Consider the following 19,520-nt stretch of genomic DNA (forward strand, 5'->3'; position numbering starts at 1 on the left):
TAGGCTCGAAGCCCTTTGGCGCGGCAATAGCATCTCCCGCCCGAATTGTCTTGCAAACGCTGAGCGGTGGCATGAGGCGCAATAGGCGTTCATGGTTGGGGCTTTGCCCCTCACCCTCCCCTCTCCCCGCAAGCGGGGAGAGGGGAGGCAGGCGCCGCGCGAGCCGCGTGTCACCTTCTCCCCGCCTGCGGGGAGAAGGTGCCGACAGGCGGATGAGGGGCAAACGCCCCAAAAATCAACCGACGATCAGCTCCGTCCACTTCTGGTTCAGCCAGTCCGACTTGGTCTGGTAGAGGTCGTAACGCGGCGTGATCGGCTCGATATCGGAGGAGACTGCGGCGAATTCTTCGGCCGTCAGGTCGAGCAGTTCGCGCTTAACGGTCGGGGCCGTGCCAACCTTGCGCGACAGGGTTGCCTGGATCGAGGGCTGGCACATATAGTCGATGAAGATGTGCGCTTCCTCAGTCTTGGCAGAAGCGCGCGACAGCGCCCAGCAGCCTGAGTCCTGAATGCCGCCTTCCTTCGGGAAGGTCGAGCGGACCGGCTGGCCATCGGCAGCAGCGAGACCCGTGACGTCGTGATAATACTGGCCCATCGGGATTTCGCCCGACTTCAGCGACTGTTCGAACTGCGCTTCGTCACGATACCAGAGGCGCACGTTCGGCTTTACTTCGGCAAGTTTGTCGAAGGCCTTCAGGATGCCCTCTTCCGTATCAAGCGCATTGGTGCCGCCGAAATAGGTCTTTGCAGTAACCTCGAGCAGGAAGGAGTTGGAGACGAGGGCGAGCAGGCCGAGCTTGTCTGCATTTGCCGGATCCCACAGCGCTTCCCAGGAGGTCGGAGCCTCCTTGTAGACATCGGTATTGGTGACGAGCGTGATATACCAGGCAACTGCACCAACGCCGGCAACGCGACCATCAGGATACTTGTTGACGAAGCGGTCGATCAGGCCCGAGGCGTTCTTGAGCTTGCCCATGTCGATCGGTGCCCAGAGCTCGGTCGCCTGACCCTTCAGCATGGCGACCTGCGACATCATCGAGAGGTCGGCAGGTGCCTGACCGGCCTTGGCGGCCTGCTCAAGCTGCACGAGCCAGGCTTCACCTGTGGGCTCGGCGACGGATTCGACGGCAATGCCGGTCGCCTTGGTGAATTCCGGAAAAATGTTCTTGTCGAACGAATCCTTGAAGTAGCCGCCATAGACGCCGATCTTGATCGACTTGTCCTGGGCGCGCAGGATCGTCGGCATGGCGAGCGCGCCGGCGGCTGCCAGCGATCCGGCCAGCACGCCGCGGCGGCTGACGGAGGTGGAGAGAATGTCTTTCATGGTCCTGTTCCCTTGTTGTGGTTGAGGCGTTTTCGCCCGTTTGTCTGTACCCGGAACCGGACAGTCGGACCTGTCCGGAATGAGAATGCTCAGCGTGCCTTGGTGGACGGACTGTAGACCATCAGGCTGAGGATTTCGAAGAGGATTTGTGCGCCGACATGAGCCGTATTGTGGTTGGCGTCATATTGCGGTGCGACTTCGACCACATCGCCGCCAACAAGGTTCACGCCCTTGAAGCCGCGAATGAGTTCAAGTGCCTCACGCGAGGTGAGGCCACCGACCTCCGGGGTGCCGGTGCCGGGGGCAACACTCGGATCAAGACTGTCGATGTCGAAGGAGAGATAAGTCGGGCCATCGCCGATCACGGCCTTCGCCTTTTCGATGATCGCCGGGATGCCGAGGCCGTTGATCTCTTCGGCATGAATGACCGTCATGCCGGACTCGTAGGAGAACTCCCAGAGATATTCGGCAGGCCCGCGAATGCCGATCTGGATCGTCCTGACAGGATCAAGCACGCCGTCGAGCACGGCATTGCGGAAAGGGCCGCCATGGTGGAACTTCGTCTGGTCGAAGGCGCCACCTGTGTCGCAATGGGCGTCGATATGGATCATGCCGACAGGGCCGTGCTTCTTGGCAATCGCCTTCATGATCGGATGGGTGATCGAGTGATCTCCGCCGACCGAAAGCGGCAGCACACCCTGGCTGACGAGCTTGGTGTAATAGGCCTCGATATCCTCATGGCTCATCTCCAGGCGATAGCGACTGGAGAATGGAACGTCACCGATATCGGCCACCTTGAGATCGAAGACCGGGGCGCATTCGAGAACATGGTTGTAGGGGCCGATGCGGTCGATGGCCCGCAAGGCGCGAGGCCCGAAGCGCGAGCCAGGGCGGTTGGTCACCCCGAGATCCATGGGAACGCCGACGATCGCGACATCGAGATCGCTGACATCAGGATTGCGCTGGTCGACCTGACGATAGGGTGCGGAAACGAAGGTGGGCACGCCGGCATAGGGCGCGGCGCGGGTGCCGTTCGAGAAGATCTTCTCGCCGACCTTCGCAAACTTTGGATCGAAGATCTCACCGGCCTTGTCGTTTCCGTATTTCTCGCGCAGCGCCGCGAGGCGCTTCTCATCGAAAGTCATGCCCAAGTTCCCTGTTCGTGAACTATCATTCGTCAGTCGTCCATTTTTGCGGCACGATCCGCGCCTGCTGTTATTGTGAGCATTAACCTGCAACGCACTTGGAAAATCAATTCACGATGTTATAGCAATCGATGTGAGAAAAATTCACGGATCCTGAACCATCGATGGCAAGCCGCCTGCCCCCGCTCAATCCTCTGCGCGCCTTCGAGGCAGCGGCCCGCCGTGGCTCGATCTCGGCGGCAGCTCGGGAACTGAGCGTCACCCATGGCGCGATCTCGCATCAGATCCGCAGCCTTGAGGAAACGCTGAAAACGGTGCTCTTTGAGCGCGGCGGCAAGCGGCTGAAACTGACACCCCAGGGCGCCCTGCTGCTGCCGGCCGTCACCCAGGCCTTCGACGGCATTGCAGCGGCGACCGCGCTGATGAACCGCCCCTCGACCAGCGGCAGCCTGCGCATCTCCTGCGTACCGGCGCTGCTCTCGCTCTGGCTGGTGCCCCGCCTCGGCTCCTTCGTCGATCGTTACCCCGAAATCAGCCTGACGCTCACCTCCAGCAACGATTCCAGCCTGATCTATTCGCCCGACATCGACATCGCGATCCTCTATGGCCCGGGCGGCTGGAAGGATTGCTGGACGCGGCTCTGGAGCACCTTCGAGCTCTTCCCCGTCGTCAGCCCGACGCTGCTCAACACGCGGCCGCTGCGATCGGTTCGCGATCTGCACGACCATGTCCTGCTGCATGGCGACGATGGCCGCGAATGGCGAAGCTGGCTCGCCGCCGCCGACCAGCTCGACATGCCCAAGGCGCGCGAACACTTCATGGGTGACGCACGCCTGTCGACCGAGGCCGCCCGCCACGGCCAGGGTGTAGCGCTCGGCGACAGCATCACCGCATCGAGCCTGATTGCCGCCGGCGAACTCGTGATCCCCTTCGATCTCGCAGTGCCAGCACCGGATGCCTTCTATGTTGCCGCCCGCAACGACGTTCGCGCGGCGCCGATCGCCAAGGTCTTCATTGACTGGATCTTCGACACGATTGAAGCCGAGCGTGCGGCCCAGCCGCGCCCGGCAAGCCGCCCATCGGGACGAGGCCTGCCCTCGATCCGCAAACGCAATACCAATACCGCCGTTCCGCTCCTGGAAGAGAGCGAATAACCGCCGAGGAACCTGCCATGCCCGCCGCCCCCTTCAACCCGCTCGTCGCAGATCTCTCGGCGCCGCCCGTGCCTTCCGTTTTCGCCTGGGCCCGCGCCTATGACGGAGCAGCCGGCCCCATGATCGATCTGAGCCAGGCCGTCCCCGGCTATCCGCCACATCCCGATCTTTTCGCCTGGCTGGCGGAAGCCGCTTCGGCCCGGGCGAATGCCGGCTATGGCCCGATCGAGGGCGAGACGCCGCTGCGCGAGGCCTACGCGGCAGAAGTCGCCTCCGTTTACAGCGCACCTATCAAGGCCGAAAACATCCACATCACGGCAGGCTGCAACCAGGCCTTCATGGCAACGGTCTCCGCGATTGCTGGAAGCGGCGATGCCGTTGCGCTGACCGATCCCTTCTACTTCAACCAGGAAACCACGCTGGCGATGATGGGCATCCGCCGCGAGCTGATCCCGCTCGATCCGGCCACCGGCTTCGTGCCGACCATCGAAGGCATCGAGGCGGTCCTGGCGAAGGGCGTCAAGGCCGTGGCACTGGTCTCGCCCAACAACCCGACGGGCGCCATCTATCCGGCGGAATTGCTGCGCCAGGCCTTCGACGCCTGCCGCAAGGCCGGCGCTTTCCTGATCCTCGATGAGACCTATCGCGACTTCCTCCCCGGCGAAGACCGCCCGCATGATCTGCTCTCGGTCGACGGCTGGGAAGAAAACCTGATCCTGCTCTACTCCTTCTCCAAATCCTTCTGCATCCCCGGCCATCGCCTCGGCGCGATCACCGCCGGCCCGCGCGCCGTCTCGGAAATCGCCAAGGTCATGGACAACCTGCAGATCTGCGCCCCTCGCGCACCCCAGGCGGCCGTCGCCAAGGCGATCCCGGCACTGAAAGCCTGGCGCGACGACAACCGTATCGAGATCTTGCGCCGCGCCGAAACCCTGAAAGGCGTGATGGCCAAGCTTCCCGACTGGAAAATGGATTCGCTCGGCGCCTATTTCGCCTTCATCCGACATCCCTTTGCAGGCCAGGATTCCGCCCATGTTGCGGAAAGACTGGCCAAGAAAGCCGGCGTGCTCTGTATCCCCGGCGCCTATTTTGGTGACGACTGCCAGGACTACCTTCGCTTCGCCTTCGCCAATGCCGATAGCAGAACGATCGAAGGTCTGGTCGCCCGCCTTTCGACCTTCACCCTGGACTGACCGGACATGACGAAAAGCGTGGCGGTCATCGGCGGCGGCCCGGCGGGGATGATGGCGGCAGAGCATCTCGCCGGCAAGGGCCATCGCGTCACCGTCTACGACGCCATGCCGACGGTCGGCCGCAAGTTCCTGCTGGCCGGCAAGTCCGGCCTCAACATCACCCATGCCGAGGACTATGCGCGTTTCGTCACCCGCTATGGCGCGGCAAACGATCGGCTGCGCCCGGTGCTCGACCTGATGACACCCGAGGCGATCCGCGTCTGGGCAGCCGGGCTCGGCACGGAAACCTTTGTCGGCTCCTCCGGCCGCGTCTTTCCAAAGGTCATGAAGGCTTCGCCGCTTTTGCGCGCCTGGTTGAAACGGCTGGAAGGAATGAGCGTCACCATCCTCACCCGCCACCGCTGGACGGGATTTGACGCTGACGCCCTGCTCTTCGACACGCCAGACGGTCCAAAACGCGTAACGGCAGACGCCACACTCCTGGCGCTCGGCGGCGCCAGCTGGCCGAAGCTCGGCTCGGATGCCGTCTGGGTGCCGCTGCTGGAAGCCGAAGGCATCGACATTGCCCCACTTCGCCCGGCCAATTGCGGCTTCGACTGCGATTTTTCCGAAAGCTTCGACACGCGCTTCTCCGGCCAGCCAGTCAAGTCGGTGAAAGCCACCTCGGAAGCGGGCACAACCCAAGGCGAATTTGTCATCAGCCGGGGCGGCATCGAGGGCAGCCTGATCTATGCCCATTCCGCAGCGCTCAGGGATGCGCTCGACCGGGACGGACATGCCGAACTGATGCTCGATCTCGCGCCAGGTCGGACGGTGGAGAAGCTGACGGCCGATCTCACCCGCCAGGATCACAAGTCGAGTTTATCGACACGACTGAAGAAGGCCGCCAATCTCGATGGCGTGAAGGTCGCCCTATTGCGGGAGGTCAACCCCGCCGCAAACCAGTCCGAGGCGAAGGCGCTTGCAAACCTCATCAAGGCTCTGCCGCTCTCCGTCACGCGCCCGCGCCCCATCGCCGAAGCGATCTCCACCGCCGGTGGGGTGGCGCTGGATGCCATCGATCATCGCTTTATGCTCACCGCCCGTCCAGGCACTTTTGTGTCAGGCGAAATGCTCGATTGGGAGGCACCGACAGGCGGCTATCTGCTCACCGCCTGTTTCGCGACCGGTATCGCGGCCGCCAGCGGCATCGACCTCTGGTTGGACGGAAGCAAAGGCTGAACGGCCGCCGGCCTCAGCGGCTCGCCGTCTTGTGCGAAGAACCGGGCTTGCGGAACTCGACCGTCGTCTTGGCGACCGGGATGCCGAACTTGGTGACCAGAGCCGTGTTCAGCACGGTTCCATCCTCACGCAGAACCATCTTGTCCCAGAAGCGCACCTTGTTGCCCTGGGTCTCGGGGCTCAGATAGACCAGATAGTTGAAGCGGGCGACGGCGCCGTTCAGCCGAACGGTGGTCTCGCCAATGACGTCCTCGCGCGTGCCGCTATAGGTGGTCGGGCTGGTCTTGGTGAAGCGCCAGGTCTTGCGGTCCTTGGTGCCGTCGTCGAAGACAAAGTCTTCCCGCAAGGTCAGCGTTTTGCCGTCCCATTTTCCGGTGAGATCGACGGTGAACGTCCTCTTGACGCCGTTGATGGCGCTGAACGAACCGACGGCTTCCGTGCGGCCGGCAAAATAGTCTTCAAAGGTGAATTTGTCGGCGGCCTGTCCGGTGACCGGCAGCAGACTCAGGGCAAGCCCGACAAGGGCCAAGCTGAACTTCGGCATCGATGCGTCTCCATCGTTGGCGCGTTTGTGCACCCACTACGGAGCGGATCGGCAGGCGGATTTGGAGTTGGTACAGGAAACGCTTTCGTGAAGACGAAAGCGCCCTCCAAGCCTGTTATTTGCTATCGCGCTGGTAAATCCAGTCGTGATCCGGATGGTTCTGGAAACGCCATTTGCGCAAGGGGCCGGCCATGACGTTCAGATAATACATCTCGTAGCCATGGGGGACACCGCAAGGGTGATGCCCCCTAGGCACCAGAACCACATCGCCATCCGACACCGCCATGGTCTCGTCCAGCGAGCCATCCTCCGTGAACACGCGCTGGAAGCCAAAGCCCTGAGCAGGGTTGAGGCGGTGGTAGTAAGTCTCCTCAAGATAGGTCATCTCGGGGAAATTGTCCTCGTCATGCCGATGCGGCGGATAGGACGACCAGTTGCCCGAAGGGGTGAAGACTTCCGTCACCAGCAGACTGTCAGCGACGTCGCGGTCTTCCATGGCGATCGGATAGATATGCCGCGTATTGGCGCCCTTGCCACGCTCGACGAGCGAGATCCCATCCGGCCCGATCTGCTGGGCTTCGCGGTCCGGCATTGCGGGAGCCGTGCAGACCGCCAGCACGCAGTCCGTCGTCGCTTTGGCGGACCAATCCGCGCCCGCCGGCACATAGACACAATGCGGCGGCGTCTTCTCGAAGACCGACATGCGCTGGCCGAGTTCGCCAAAATCCTTGCCGCCACCGGAGATCGTGGCCTTGCCCTCGACCAGCACCAGAATGACCTCTGTCGCGCCGGTCGGCTCTGCGGCGCTTTCGCCGGCCTTCAGGCGATAGAGCCCGAAGCCGACATACCCCCAGCCGGCGCTGGCTGGCGTGATGTCATGCACCTTGCCCAATTGACCCGAGGGCTTGCGCAACAGATCGGCCATATCTCATCTCCCAAAATTCTGCGTTTAGTCCGCGTCGGAGCGCTCGGCTTCCGCCGCGATCCTCGCGCGTTCGGCCTCCGCCTTGGCTTCGGCCTTTTTCATTGTGTGGTCATACATGAACAGCAGTTCGTATCCGGCATAGAAACCGGTGACGACGAAGATCATCGCCCAACCCGTCGCACCATTCGAATACTCCACCCCGGCCCAAGCGAGCGGCAGCACCGTGCAGAGGATGCGGATCCACAGCGGCTTGAAAAACGGATGGGTCGGATCGAGGATCTGGAACTTCAAGGCTTTGCTCCCGGCAGTCTTGTGAATGGGTCGCCTGCAATAGAGCCCAAATCCGTGTGCTGTCAAAACACGGGGCGGAGATAAGTCCCGCCCCGGCTTCAATATCAGATCAGGCCGGCATCCTTGGCAAAGCCCTTGAGCGATTTCAGGCCGAGGCTCTGATATTCGAAGGGATTGCGCACATCCGGGTCCTGCTCGGCCTCGATGACGATCCAGCCTTCATAGCCATGCTCGGCCACGATCTTCAGTACCGGCGGGAAGTTCACGCCGCCTTCCGAGTCACCCGGCACGGTGAACACGCCGCGACGCACGCCTTCGAGGAAGGAGAGCTTCTCGTTCCGCACCTGATCAGCGATCACGGGACGAACATTCTTCGCGTGGATATGGCCGACGCGGTGCATGTATTTTTTCGCAACCGCTTCCGGATTGCCGCCGCCGAAATAGCAATGGCCGGTATCGAGCAGCAGCTTGGCATGCGGACCAGTATGCTCCATCAGCTTGTCGATTTCGGCTTCGGTCTCGACGACGGTGCCCATGTGATGGTGATAGACCAGAGAGATGCCCTGCGAAGCCGAGAATTCGGCCAGCGCCTCGACGCCGGCACCGAACTTGGCCCATTCCGCATCCGAAAGAACCGGACGGTCAGCGAGTGCCGTGTCATCGGCGCCATGGATGGCGTTGGACGTTTCGCAGACGATGATGACCTTGCAACCCATGGCCTTGAGCACATCGAGGAAGGGCTGCATGGCGGCCTTTTCTTCCTCAATAGAGTTGGTCAGCAGGTTCAGCGAATGCCAGCCGGAGACGAATTTCAGGCCGCGCGGCTCAAGTACCGACTTCAATCCGGCTGGATCGGTCGGCAGCTTATGGCCCTTCTCGATGCCGTCGAAACCGATCTTGGCGGTCTCGTCCAGGCACTGTTCGAGGCTGATATGGGCGCCGAGGCGGCGGTCGTCATCATTCGACCAGGCGATCGGGTTGGTTCCGAAAAGGATCATGATCAGGTTCTTTCCTTCAGAGCCGCTTCATAGGCAACGCGGGCTTGATTGACTTCAGCGCGGGCCGAGACTTCCGGCACCGCGACATCCCACCAGTAGCCGCCGGCTCCGGTGGTCGGATAAGGATCGGTATCGATGACGATCACTGTGGTCTCGGTCGCCGCGCGGGCGGCATCAAGCGCTGTTTCCAGCTCTGCTATCGACGAGACCTTGTGGGACCGCGCGCCCATCGACGCCGCGTGTGCGGCGAAGTCGATCGCCATCGGGCTGACATTGGTGTGGGCATAGAGATTGTTGAACTGCGCCCCGCCGGTGCCCATCTGCAGCCGGTTGATGCAGCCGTAACCTCGGTTGTCGGTGATGACGACGGTAATCTTCGCGCCCATGCCAACGGCGGTTGCGAGTTCCGAATTCATCATCATGTAGGAGCCGTCGCCGACCATGACGATGACGTCACGATCCGGTTCCGCCATCTTGATGCCGAGACCACCGGCGATCTCGTAGCCCATGCAGGAGAAGCCGTATTCCATGTGATAGGAGAGCGGCAGCTTGGACTTCCACAGCTGGTGCAATTCCCCCGGCATGGTGCCGGCTGCGCACATGACGACGGTATTGTCGCGCGAGGCGCGCTGCACGGCACCGATCACCTGCATGTCGGTCGGCAGCGCATTGCTGTCGACAGGCGCTGCCGTCACGGCATCCGCCTTGGCGAACCAGAACGCCTTGAGACCGGCATCCGGTGCGGCGAACTTGTGATCGCCGAGGGCGGCCGAAAGCTTTTCAAGGCCGATCTTGGCATCAGCCACCAGCGGGATCGCATCATGCTTGGCGCTGTCGTAAGGCTGCACATTGAGCGCCAGGATCTTGCGGTTGGGGTTCTTGAACAACGCCCAGGAACCGGTGGTGAAATCCTGAAATCGCGTGCCAACGCCGATGACCAGATCCGCTTTTTCGGAGACGACATTGGCGCTCTCGGCACCGGTCACACCGACAGGGCCGAAATTGAGCCCATGATCCCAGGCCAGTGCCGACTTGCCGGCCTGCGTCTCGACCACGGGGATCTGATGCTTCTCGACAAAGGCTTTCAGTGTGTCGGTGGCGCCCGAAAAATGTACGCCACCACCAGCGACGATCACGGGGTTCTTCGCCGCCTTCAGCGCCGCAACCGCCGCTTCGAACTCGACGACGTCAGGCTCCGGACGACGGAAGCGCCAGGTCTTCCTGGCAAAGAAGCCCTCAGGATAATCATAGGCCTCGGCCTGCACGTCCTGGCAGAAGGCAAGCGTGACCGGGCCGCAATCAGCGGGATCAGTCAGCGTCCGCATGGCGCGCGGAAGTGCCGTCAGCAGTTGTTCCGGCCGCATGATGCGGTCGAAGTAACGCGAGACAGGACGGAAGCAGTCGTTGGCCGACATCGTGCCGTCGCCGAAATCCTCGATCTGCTGCAAAACCGGATCCGGGCCGCGATTGGCGAAAACGTCGCCGGGGATGAAGAGGACCGGCAGACGGTTGACATGGGCGAGCGCTGCCGCCGTCACCATGTTGAGCGCGCCGGGGCCGATGGACGAGGTTACCGCCATGGCGCGACGGCGACCGAGCTGCTTGGCATAGGCGATTGCTGCATGGGCCATCGATTGCTCGTTCTGGCCGCGATAGGTCGGCAACTCGTCGCGGATGCCGTAAAGCGCCTCGCCGATGCCGGCGACATTGCCGTGACCGAAGATCGCCCACATGCCGGCGATATAGGGAACGCCATCCTCGTTCAGCTGGTTGGCGAGGTAACGCACCATCGCCTGGGCGGCGGTCAGCCGGATCGTCTTCATGCTTTTTCTCCCTTGGCGGAAACCGCCTTCTGCCGCGCGGCGTCCCAGATGGCGCAGAGGCTCTGGTAACGCGCGGCCATATCCTCCACGGCAGCGACATCGCTCAGCGAACCGGCGAGCCACTTGCGCGCGGCATCCCCGAAGATCGTGCGACCGACGGCGAAACCCTTGACCAGATCGAAGCCGGCGGCAAGCTGGAAGCTCGCCTCCAGTTCGGCCTGCGGTGCATCGAGCCCCAGCACGACGATGCCGCGCGTATAGGGATCATTGCGCTCGATCGCGTTGCAGGCATTCGCCCAGGACGCCACCGTCTTCATCGGCTCCAGCTTCCACCAGTCGGGGTAGACGCCGATCTCGTAAAAACGCTGAATGATCTTAGCGGTGGTCTCCTCGTCGCAGGCCCCGACCTTGGAGGGGATAACCTCCAGCAGGAATTCGAGGCGATTGCGGCGCGCCGCATGGAAGAGCCTGAGCACCGTCTGCTCCTGCACGACCTTCATCTCCGGCGTATCATCAGGATGATAGAAGGTGAGCACCTTCACAACATGATCGACCGGCCATTCGACCAGGCCGCCAAAATCCGGGCCGATCTCCGGCTCCAGCGTCAGCGGGCGCGAACCCGGCCACTCGACCGGACGACCGATCCACAACCCTGTGCCGGCGGCGCGGTAAAGCGCATCGCGTCCCAGGCGGCTATCGCAGAGCAGACCATAACCGGCTTTGCCATCGGAAACCTTGAGGGCGGCGTCGAGGCAAAGGTTCTTGAACGCGCCGATGCGATGTTCGGAGACGCTGGCTTCCTTGGCCATGGCTTCCAGCTGCATGCGATGATCGAAGGCGAAGACCCGCATCGTCGACCAGTCACCCTTGCGGTTGGTCGACCAGTGCACCTGCTCGAGTGCCGCGTCTTTGCGCAGCGCCTTGTTCTGGATGCCAGTCTTGAAGAAATACTGCAGCTCTTCCCAGCTCGGATAGGCCGGCGTGCAGCCGTGACGCGAGACAGCAAAGGCGCCGCAGGCATTGGCAAATTTCAGTGAGGTGGGCCAGTCTTCGCCGGTCAGCCAGCCCTTGAGCAGGCCCGACATGAAGCCGTCGCCAGCGCCGAGAACATTGAAGACTTCGATGGGGAACCCCTCCCCGGTCTGCCCCTCATCCAGGCTGTCTGGAATGGCATCCTCAAAAACAACAGCGCCCATCGGCCCGCGCTTGCAAACCAGCGTGGCCGGCGAGACCTGGCGCACGGCGCGCAGAGCCTCGATCGTATCGGTGGAGCCACCGGCGATGTGGAACTCTTCTTCCGTCCCGACGATCAGGTTGAACAGATGCAGCGTCGACTGCAGCTTACCCGTCACCTTCTCGGATTCCACGAAGCGGCTTTCGCCATCTCCATGGCCGGCCAGACCCCAAAGGTTCGGGCGGTAGTCGATATCGAGGGCTGTCAGCCCGCCAAATTCGCGCGAGATCGCCAGCGCCTTCAGCACCGCCTGTTCCGTGCGCGGGTTGGACAGATGCGTGCCAGTGACGCAGACGCAGCGCGCTTCGGCGACGAAATCCGGATCGATATCGTCTTCCGACAGCGCCATGTCGGCGCAGTTCTCGCGGTAGAAGATCAGCGGAAACTGGTGTTCGTCGCGGATGCCGAGAAGGACGAGCGCGGTCAGCCGCTCCTTGTCGGTCTTCACGCCGCGCACATCGACGCCCTCGCGCACCAGCTGCTCACGGATGAAGCGGCCCATATGCTCGTCGCCAACGCGGGTGATCAGTGCCGATTTCAGCCCGAGCCGCGCGGTGCCCGCCGCGATATTGGTCGGCGACCCCCCGATATATTTGTTGAAGGAGGCCATGTCCTCCAGCCGACCGCCGACCTGGGCCCCGTAAAGGTCCACGGACGAGCGGCCGATCGTGATCAGATCGAGCGAAGCCAAATTGTCCTCCCTGCTGCGGGATCTATCTGCCCCGCTCTCCACCGACCATTCCATGGAATGGAACGGCCATTCTTCAAAATGGACTATAAATTCTATTTTTCAGAATTTCAATACGGACATTCAATCTTCCTGCCGCGCCGTTCCCACGGCAACGGATAGAGTGATGGCGAGACAAAGCGTCGCGGAGAGTGACCGGAAGGCACCGAAATCCACTTCAGAGACCGACAGCAAAGTGGCGTTCATCCGGCGCAGCGGGCTGACGACCGTATCAGTGACGGCAACCACCGGAATGCCCCTGCCCGCCACGTCTTCGACAAGATCCAGCGTCTCCGAGGAATACGGCGAAAAGGTCACGGCCAGCAGCGCATCGCCCTCGCGGATGGCGTGATGATTGTCGAGCCGCCCAACCACGCTGTGCAGCATGGCCGGCACACCCATCTTTTCAAACGCATAGGCCATGTAGCTCGCCACCGGAAAGCTCCGACGCAGGCCAATGATATGGATCATCCGCGCCTTGGACAGCAGCGCAACAGCCGCCTCAAGCGCCTGGGGATCAACGGTTTTTACAACATTTTCCAGCGACATGCGGCCGGCCTCGACGAATTCGGCCAGAAGCGCCGAGGGTGCGCCCTCCTGCATCTCGCGCAGGTGCTGCAGCCGCGTCGAATAATCCGGCCAACCGCCGACGAAGCTCTCGCGAAAGAGCTTCTGCATCTCGGAAAAACCGGTGAAACCCATGATTTGGCAGAAGCGCATGAAGGCCGAAGGCTGCACGCCTGCCCCTTCCGCCATCTCGGCCACGGTGGAAACGGCGATGCGGTCCTTATTGGCCGCGACATAGTCGGCGCACTGTTTCAGACGCTTCGGCAGCGTGCTCGATACCTCCAGCAGCCGGTCCTCGAAGGCCTTGATCGTCTGTGGCCCGATACTCTCGTTCATCCCGCCCCCGTTTGCCTGAACTCCGCTTGACATGAACAGTGTCACGATCTAGCAAAATAGAACATATATTCCAAATCGTCACATTTGCCAGCGCGAAATGGAACAGAGACAGGGCGCTTCCCGCGAGCGCCTAACAACACAACAATCGCCTAGTCTACGAATAGGGCCGGGCACAGGGAGGAATGATCATGGTCACGAGACTGGCCCTTCTGGGCGCCGGCCGCATCGGCAAGGTTCACGCGAAAGCCATTGCCGAAGACAAGCGCGCCAAGCTGGTCGCCGTTGCAGACGCCTTTGCAGACGCTGCCAACGCCATTGCGGCCCAGACCGGCTGCGCGGTGAAGACGATCGAGGAGATCGAGGCCGACAAGGACATCGACGCCGTCATCATCTGCACGCCGACCAACACCCATGCCGACCTGATCGAGCGCTTCGCCAAGGCCGGCAAGGCGATCTTCTGCGAAAAGCCGATCGATCTCGACGTTGCCCGCGCCAAGGCCTGCCTCGAAACTGTGCGCGCCGTCGGCGGCAAGGTCATGCTCGGCTTCAACCGTCGCTTCGACCCGCATTTCCGGGCCGTGCGCAAGGAAATCGACAAGGGCTCGATCGGCAAGGTCGAAATGGTCACGATCACCAGCCGCGACCCGGGCGCACCGCCGGCCGAATACATCAAGGTGTCCGGCGGCATCTTCCGCGACATGACCATCCATGACTTCGACATGGCCCGCTTCCTGCTCGGCGAAGAAATCGAAACGGTCCAGGCCTCGGCCTCCGTTCTCGTCGATCCCAAGATCGGCGAACTCGGCGACTATGACAGCGCGTCGCTGATCCTGACGACGAAGAGCGGCCGCCAGGCAATCATCTCCAACTCGCGCCGCGCATCCTATGGCTATGATCAGCGCATCGAAGTGCATGGCTCGCTGGGATCTGTTTCTGCTGAAAACCAGCGCCCGGTCTCGATCGAAGTCGCCAACAAGGACGGCTATACCCGCCCGCCGCTGCACGATTTCTTCATGACCCGTTACACGGCAGCCTATGCCGCCGAAATCTCCGCCTTCATCGACGCGCTCGACAATGACACGCCGATGGCACCCTCGGCCGAAGACGGCCTGATCGCGCTGGCGCTGGCTGACGCTGCCGTCAAGTCGGCCAAGGACAAGTCGGCCGTCACAGTCAGCTACTAAGCCGACGTTTTTGCGGGGTTGCAAAATCCCGCACATGGAAGTGCCGCCCGAACCTCCTCGGGCGGCACTTTCGTTTATAGAGTAAAGATCTCAGACAGCGAGTTCCCGCCGCTCCACTTCCGTCAGCATGGCGAGATCGAGGATCTTCTGCAGGTTGGCCGCATGCCGAAAGCTCGGCTCCTGGGTATAGCCGGACTGGATGGCGGCGATGAACTTCTGATAGTTTGTCTGCACCGGGTCCACCTCGATATCCCGCCAGACCGCCTTTTCGACATCCTCCTGCAGGCAGGCCCTGAGCCGCGACCCGTCGAGACGGTGGATGACCTCTAGCGCGCCCTTGTCTCCGTGCACCCTGAGCCGAAGCTCATTCAGATGCCCCGTCGCCCAGCGGCTCGCATGGATGACACCCATGGCCCCATTGGTGAACTCAGCCGTCATGGTGAAGCTGTCGTTCGCATCGAGATCATATTCGCCGATCTTGTTGCCCGGCGCCTTCTCGAAAGCTTTCATCCGGGCAAAGACATGGTCGATCTCGGTGACCGCGCCATAACCGACAAAGTCGAGAATATGGATGCCGACATCGCCGAGCACGCCGTTCGACCCGTGCTTGGTCGACAGCCGCCACAGCCACTGGCTCTCGGTCGCCCAGTCGCCCCAGGCTTTTGAGACGAGCCAGCTCTGCAGATAGGAGGCCTCAATGTGGCGCACCTTGCCGATCTCGCCGGCTAGAACCATCTGCCGGGCCTTTTGCACCTGCGCCACATTGCGGTAGGTGAGGTTGACCATATTGACGAGGCCAGAAGCTTCCGCCGCCGTCGCCATCTCATCGGCTTTCGCGTAACTCTCAGCGAGCGGCTTTTCGCACATCACGTGCTTTCCGGCCGCCAGGAGCTGCAATGTAGTCGCATAATGGATACGGTCGGGCGTCACATTGGTGACGGCGTCGAACTCACCCCAAGCGATCGCCTCTTCAAGACTCGTGAACGTGTTGGGAATGTCATGCCGGGCGGCGAAGGCGCGAACCTTCGCCAGATCGACATCGACGGCTGCAACGAGCTGAACGTCGGTGATGGTGGAAAAGTTCATGGCATGGGTATTGGCCATGCCGCCGGTGCCGAGCACCAGAAGACGGATGGGACTGCTCATTTGTAGCCTTCCTCGCCGGCCTGGTGCAGACGCGGACCGCGCTCGGTGATCGGCTCAAGCGCCTTTTCAACCGGCACATTCGGAGCGTCGTGGACAGCACCGTAACGCGGCATGGGGTTATAGGCCCATTTCACGCCGTTGCGGATGACCTGCTGCACGGTCGCGTCATGATAGGTCGGATAGGTTTCGTGGCCCGGTCGGAAGTAGAAGATGTTGCCCGCACCACGCTTCCAGGTCAGGCCCGAGCGAAAAATCTCGCCGCCTGCAAACCAGGAGATGAAGACGGTTTCGAGCGGCTCGGGAACCGAGAAGAACTCGCCGTACATTTCCTCGTTTTCGAGCACGAAATTCTCCGGAATGCCGGCGGCGATCGGGTGGCCGGGATTGACCGTCCAGATGCGCTCGCGCTCCCCCGCTTCACGCCATTTGAGCGCGCAGGGCGTGCCCATCAGCCGCTTGAACGGCTTGGCAAAATGCCCGGAATGCAGGACCAGAAGCCCCATTCCTTGCCATACCCGCTTGGCGACCCGCTCGACGATCTCGTCGGACACTTCGCCATGCGCCTTATGGCCCCACCAGACGAGCACGTCCGTCTCGGCCAGCCGCTCGACTGAGAGGCCGTGCTCCGGCTCCTGCAGGGTCGCGGTGGTAGCCTCGATCTCGCTGTCGGTGTTGAGGGCTGCGGCAATGGTGGAATGCATGCCGTCGGGATAGATCCCACGGACAATCGCATTTTCCCGTTCGTGGACGTTCTCACCCCAGACAACCGTTCTGATCGTCATCTGACTTCTCCTTGGGTCTCGGCCCTCCGCCATGGAGGACCGTATTTCATCATGGCGCTAAGCGGCGCCTTTCATCAGGCCGCGGCCGATGGCGCGGCCATCGCGGTCGAAACGGTGCAGTTCGTGCTCAACAGGCGAGAGAGCCACGGTTTCGCCGGGCTTCAGCGTCGCCGTTCCCTCCTGCCGCACAACGATCGGCTCGGACGTGCCGATGTCGACATAGACATAGCTGTCCGATCCGAGCATTTCGGAATGCACGACAGAACCCCGCCAGCGCCCATCTTGTTCAATCGAAAGATGTTCGGCGCGGATCCCGATGGTATGGGCGCCCAATTCGTCCGAAAAGCGCCCGTCGAGGAAATTCATCTTCGGTGAGCCGATGAAGCCGGCGACGAAGAGCGAATTCGGGCTCTCATAAAGCTCGAGCGGCGTACCCACCTGCTCGACCACGCCGTCACGCAAGACGCAGATCCGGTCGGCCAGCGTCATGGCTTCCACCTGGTCATGGGTCACGTAGATCATCGTCGTGTTGTGCATGCTGCGGTGAAGCTTGGCGATTTCGAGACGGGTGGCAACGCGCAGGGCGGCGTCGAGATTGGAGAGTGGTTCATCGAACAGAAACACGCGAGGATCGCGAACGATGGCGCGACCGATCGCCACACGCTGGCGCTGGCCACCCGAAAGCTGCCGGGGCAGCCGCTCCAGATAGGGGGTGAGCTGCAGCATCTCGGCCGCCTCCCGCACCCTTCGGTCCCGCTCCGCCTTGTCCTGGCCGGCAAGCTTCATGCCGAAGGCCATGTTGTTGAACACGGTCATATGCGGATAGAGCGCATAGGACTGGAACACCATGGCAATGCCGCGCTTGGCCGGCGGCAACTGGTTCATCACCTCGCCGTCGAAGGCGAGTGTGCCAGACGAGATGTCTTCCAGGCCCGCGATAAGGCGCAAAAGCGTGGACTTGCCGCAGCCGGACGGGCCGACAAAGACCATGAACTCGCCGGAGCGGATTTCCATGTCGACGCCTTTGATGACCTCAAGCGCTCCGAAGGATTTGCGGATATTGGAAAGCTGGATTTGGGCCATGGGTGATCCTCCTATCCCTTGACGCCGCCGGCGGTGAGGCCGGAAATGATACGCCGCTGGAAGATCAGAACGAGAATGACCAGCGGTACGGTGACGATAACCGAGGCGGCCATGATGCTGCCCCAGGGGATTTCGAACTGGCTGTCGCCGGAGAGCAGTGCAATGGCGACCGGCACGGTGCGTTGCGTGTTTGACGACGTAAACGTGAGCGCGAAGAGAAACTCGTTCCAGGCGGTGATGAAGGCGAGCAACCCGGTGGTCACCAGCGCCGGCCACATCAGGGGCATGAACACCTGCGTGATGATCACCCAGGAAGAGGCCCCATCAACGATCGCCGCCTCCTCGATCTCGATCGGAAGGTCCCGCATGAAGGTGGTCAGCACCCAGACTGTGAAGGGCAGCGTGAAGATCATGTAGGAGAAGATGAGCGCGATCGGCGTGTTGAAGATCCCCATCCAGCGGATCAGCTCAAACAGGCCGGCCAGCACCGCGATCTGCGGGAACATCGAGACGGCGAGGATCGTGAGCAGCAGCAGCCCCCTTCCCCGGAACCGGACACGGGCGAGCGCATAAGACGCCGTCACCGCCAGGAACAGCGACAGCACCACCACGACGGTTGCCACCAGCAGCGAATTGCCAAGGCTGCGCACGAAACTGCCGCGCGACAGCACGCTTTCATAGTTCCCGAATGTCACGTTCTTCGGCCAGTAACTGATATCGAAGAGCGCGCTGCCGGGTTTGAGGCTGGTGATGATGGCGTAGTAGAAGGGGAAAACCGCAATCACCACGATGACGGTGACGAGCAGGTAGAAGGCGGATTGTTTGACAACGGTCGGCATCAGCGATCTCCTCCCGAAAGATTGACGCGACCGAAAACGATGTAGAGCACTGTGATCGAGGCGATGATCAGGAACAGCATCGTGGATGCGGCCGCCCCATAGGCGAACTTGTCGAATTCAAAAAGGTTCTCACGCGCCATCACCGACATGGTCTTGGTCTGCGAATTGTTTGGCGTCAGCACATAGATGAGGTCGAAGATCCTGAGCGCATCGAGCATGCGGAAGATAATCGCAACCATCAGCGCAGGACGGATGAGCGGCAATGTGATCCGGAGGAACACCTTGACCGGATGGACCCCGTCGATCTTCGCCGCCTCGTAGATATCCTGCGGCACCATCTGCAGACCGGCGAGGATCAGAAGCGCCATGAACGGCGTCGTCTTCCAGACGTCGACGATCAGGACAGCCACCATCGCCGTGTCAGGATTGGCCGTCCAGGCGATCTTCTCGCTGATCAGGCCGAGATTGAGGAAGATGTCGTTGAGGATGCCGAACTGGTCGTTCAGCATCCACGCCCACATTTTGGCCGAGACGATCGTCGGGATCGCCCAGGGAATAAGGATGGCGGCGCGTACGAGGCCGCGGCCGGGAAACTTCGCGTTCAGCACCAGGGCCACGACGAGGCCAAGCACGGTCTCGATCGAGACCGACAGCAACGTGAAACGCAAGGTATTGGCCACCGCACCCCACCAGGCCGGATCGACCAGCAACCCGCGCCAGACGGTGCGGCCGCTCTGCAAGGTGATCCAGGTCAGGTAGTTGTTGAACCCGACGAATTCGGCACCGGAGAGGTTGTTCAAGGTGGCGTTGGTAAAACTGAAATAGATGGTCCGGACCAGCGGCCAGCCGGCCACCATGGCAAGGACCAGAAGCGTCGGGGCGAGGAAGATCCAGGCGGATCGGGTGCGCTGGGCGCTGAGATCCGAGCCGGCGGCGGCGCTTGCCGCCCTTGGATTTACGGCTCTTTCAATTGGCAAATCGGTCATGGGCGGTCCTCCCTGAAA

At 61.9% G+C, this 19,520-nt stretch carries 18 protein-coding genes; 4 read left to right on the forward strand and 14 right to left on the reverse strand.

Annotated features, from left to right (window positions below; all coding sequences use genetic code 11):
* Positions 1–235: 235 nt before the first annotated feature.
* Both ASE36_RS14150 and speB read right to left on the reverse strand, forming a co-directional pair.
* Positions 236–1,324: an ABC transporter substrate-binding protein gene (locus tag ASE36_RS14150; RefSeq protein WP_062280575.1), complete on the reverse strand. Its 1,089-nt coding sequence runs from the start codon at positions 1,322–1,324 to the stop codon at positions 236–238.
* Positions 1,325–1,413: 89 nt separating this feature from the next.
* A complete protein-coding gene (gene speB / locus ASE36_RS14155; protein ID WP_062280579.1) occupies positions 1,414–2,469 on the reverse strand; it encodes an agmatinase in 1,056 nt (351 codons plus the stop codon).
* Between the two features lie 164 nt (positions 2,470–2,633).
* On the opposite strand from speB, the gene ASE36_RS14160 reads away from it, so the two are divergent.
* Genes ASE36_RS14160 through ASE36_RS14170 form a run of 3 tightly spaced genes read left to right on the forward strand, consistent with a single transcriptional unit; the run spans position 2,634 to position 6,037 of the window.
* Positions 2,634–3,623: a LysR substrate-binding domain-containing protein gene (locus ASE36_RS14160; protein WP_062280581.1), complete on the forward strand. Its 990-nt coding sequence runs from the start codon at positions 2,634–2,636 to the stop codon at positions 3,621–3,623.
* A 17-nt stretch (positions 3,624–3,640) separates the two neighbouring features.
* Positions 3,641–4,816: an aminotransferase gene (locus ASE36_RS14165; RefSeq protein ID WP_062280584.1), complete on the forward strand. Its 1,176-nt coding sequence runs from the start codon at positions 3,641–3,643 to the stop codon at positions 4,814–4,816.
* Between the two features lie 6 nt (positions 4,817–4,822).
* Entirely contained in the window at positions 4,823–6,037 is a 1,215-nt protein-coding gene (locus ASE36_RS14170) for a TIGR03862 family flavoprotein (protein ID WP_062280587.1), read from the forward strand.
* 13 nt (positions 6,038–6,050) lie between these two features.
* Here the strand turns inward: ASE36_RS14170 and ASE36_RS14175 are convergent, their stop codons facing one another.
* From ASE36_RS14175 to ASE36_RS14205, 7 genes are all read right to left on the reverse strand, one after another.
* Entirely contained in the window at positions 6,051–6,581 is a 531-nt protein-coding gene (locus tag ASE36_RS14175) for a DUF3833 family protein (RefSeq protein ID WP_062280590.1), read from the reverse strand.
* A 115-nt stretch (positions 6,582–6,696) separates the two neighbouring features.
* Entirely contained in the window at positions 6,697–7,506 is an 810-nt protein-coding gene (gene iolB, locus ASE36_RS14180) for a 5-deoxy-glucuronate isomerase (RefSeq protein ID WP_062280592.1), read from the reverse strand.
* Between the two features lie 24 nt (positions 7,507–7,530).
* Positions 7,531–7,797 (reverse strand): hypothetical protein, encoded by a 267-nt coding sequence (locus ASE36_RS14185; protein WP_062280595.1) that lies wholly within the window; start codon positions 7,795–7,797, stop codon positions 7,531–7,533.
* Positions 7,798–7,901: 104 nt separating this feature from the next.
* Positions 7,902–8,795 carry a myo-inosose-2 dehydratase gene (gene iolE / locus ASE36_RS14190; RefSeq protein WP_062280597.1) on the reverse strand — a complete coding sequence of 298 codons (894 nt, stop codon included), beginning with the start codon at positions 8,793–8,795 and terminating at the stop codon, positions 7,902–7,904.
* Positions 8,796–8,797: 2 nt separating this feature from the next.
* On the reverse strand, positions 8,798–10,618 hold the full coding sequence (gene iolD / locus ASE36_RS14195) for a 3D-(3,5/4)-trihydroxycyclohexane-1,2-dione acylhydrolase (decyclizing) (RefSeq protein ID WP_062280600.1): 1,821 nt from the start codon (positions 10,616–10,618) through the stop codon (positions 8,798–8,800).
* Entirely contained in the window at positions 10,615–12,543 is a 1,929-nt protein-coding gene (locus tag ASE36_RS14200; RefSeq protein WP_062280604.1) for a bifunctional 5-dehydro-2-deoxygluconokinase/5-dehydro-2-deoxyphosphogluconate aldolase, read from the reverse strand. Before ASE36_RS14200 ends, iolD begins: the two co-directional genes overlap by 4 nt.
* A 120-nt stretch (positions 12,544–12,663) precedes the next feature.
* Positions 12,664–13,482, reverse strand: a complete 819-nt coding sequence (locus tag ASE36_RS14205) for a MurR/RpiR family transcriptional regulator (protein WP_062280607.1) — start codon at positions 13,480–13,482, stop codon at positions 12,664–12,666.
* Between the two features lie 188 nt (positions 13,483–13,670).
* On the opposite strand from ASE36_RS14205, the gene iolG reads away from it, so the two are divergent.
* Positions 13,671–14,666 carry an inositol 2-dehydrogenase gene (iolG, locus tag ASE36_RS14210; protein WP_062281421.1) on the forward strand — a complete coding sequence of 332 codons (996 nt, stop codon included), beginning with the start codon at positions 13,671–13,673 and terminating at the stop codon, positions 14,664–14,666.
* 90 nt (positions 14,667–14,756) lie between these two features.
* On the opposite strand, the gene ASE36_RS14215 is transcribed toward iolG, so the two are convergent.
* The 5 genes from ASE36_RS14215 to ASE36_RS14235 are packed head-to-tail and all read right to left on the reverse strand — an operon-like array spanning position 14,757 to position 19,502.
* Positions 14,757–15,812 carry a Gfo/Idh/MocA family protein gene (locus ASE36_RS14215; RefSeq protein WP_082511081.1) on the reverse strand — a complete coding sequence of 352 codons (1,056 nt, stop codon included), beginning with the start codon at positions 15,810–15,812 and terminating at the stop codon, positions 14,757–14,759.
* Positions 15,809–16,594: a ThuA domain-containing protein gene (locus tag ASE36_RS14220; RefSeq protein ID WP_062280609.1), complete on the reverse strand. Its 786-nt coding sequence runs from the start codon at positions 16,592–16,594 to the stop codon at positions 15,809–15,811. The genes ASE36_RS14215 and ASE36_RS14220 overlap by 4 nt, the downstream gene beginning before the upstream one ends.
* Before the next feature lie 57 nt (positions 16,595–16,651).
* On the reverse strand, positions 16,652–17,677 hold the full coding sequence (locus ASE36_RS14225; RefSeq protein ID WP_062280612.1) for an ABC transporter ATP-binding protein: 1,026 nt from the start codon (positions 17,675–17,677) through the stop codon (positions 16,652–16,654).
* A gap of 11 nt (positions 17,678–17,688) precedes the next feature.
* Positions 17,689–18,516: a carbohydrate ABC transporter permease gene (locus tag ASE36_RS14230; RefSeq protein ID WP_062280615.1), complete on the reverse strand. Its 828-nt coding sequence runs from the start codon at positions 18,514–18,516 to the stop codon at positions 17,689–17,691.
* Complete coding sequence (locus ASE36_RS14235) at positions 18,516–19,502, reverse strand: carbohydrate ABC transporter permease (protein WP_062280621.1); 987 nt, start codon at positions 19,500–19,502, stop codon at positions 18,516–18,518. The genes ASE36_RS14230 and ASE36_RS14235 overlap by 1 nt, the downstream gene beginning before the upstream one ends.
* Positions 19,503–19,520: the final 18 nt, after the last annotated feature.

This window comes from Rhizobium sp. Root274 (assembly GCF_001429245.1).
Classification (GTDB): domain Bacteria; phylum Pseudomonadota; class Alphaproteobacteria; order Rhizobiales; family Rhizobiaceae; genus Allorhizobium.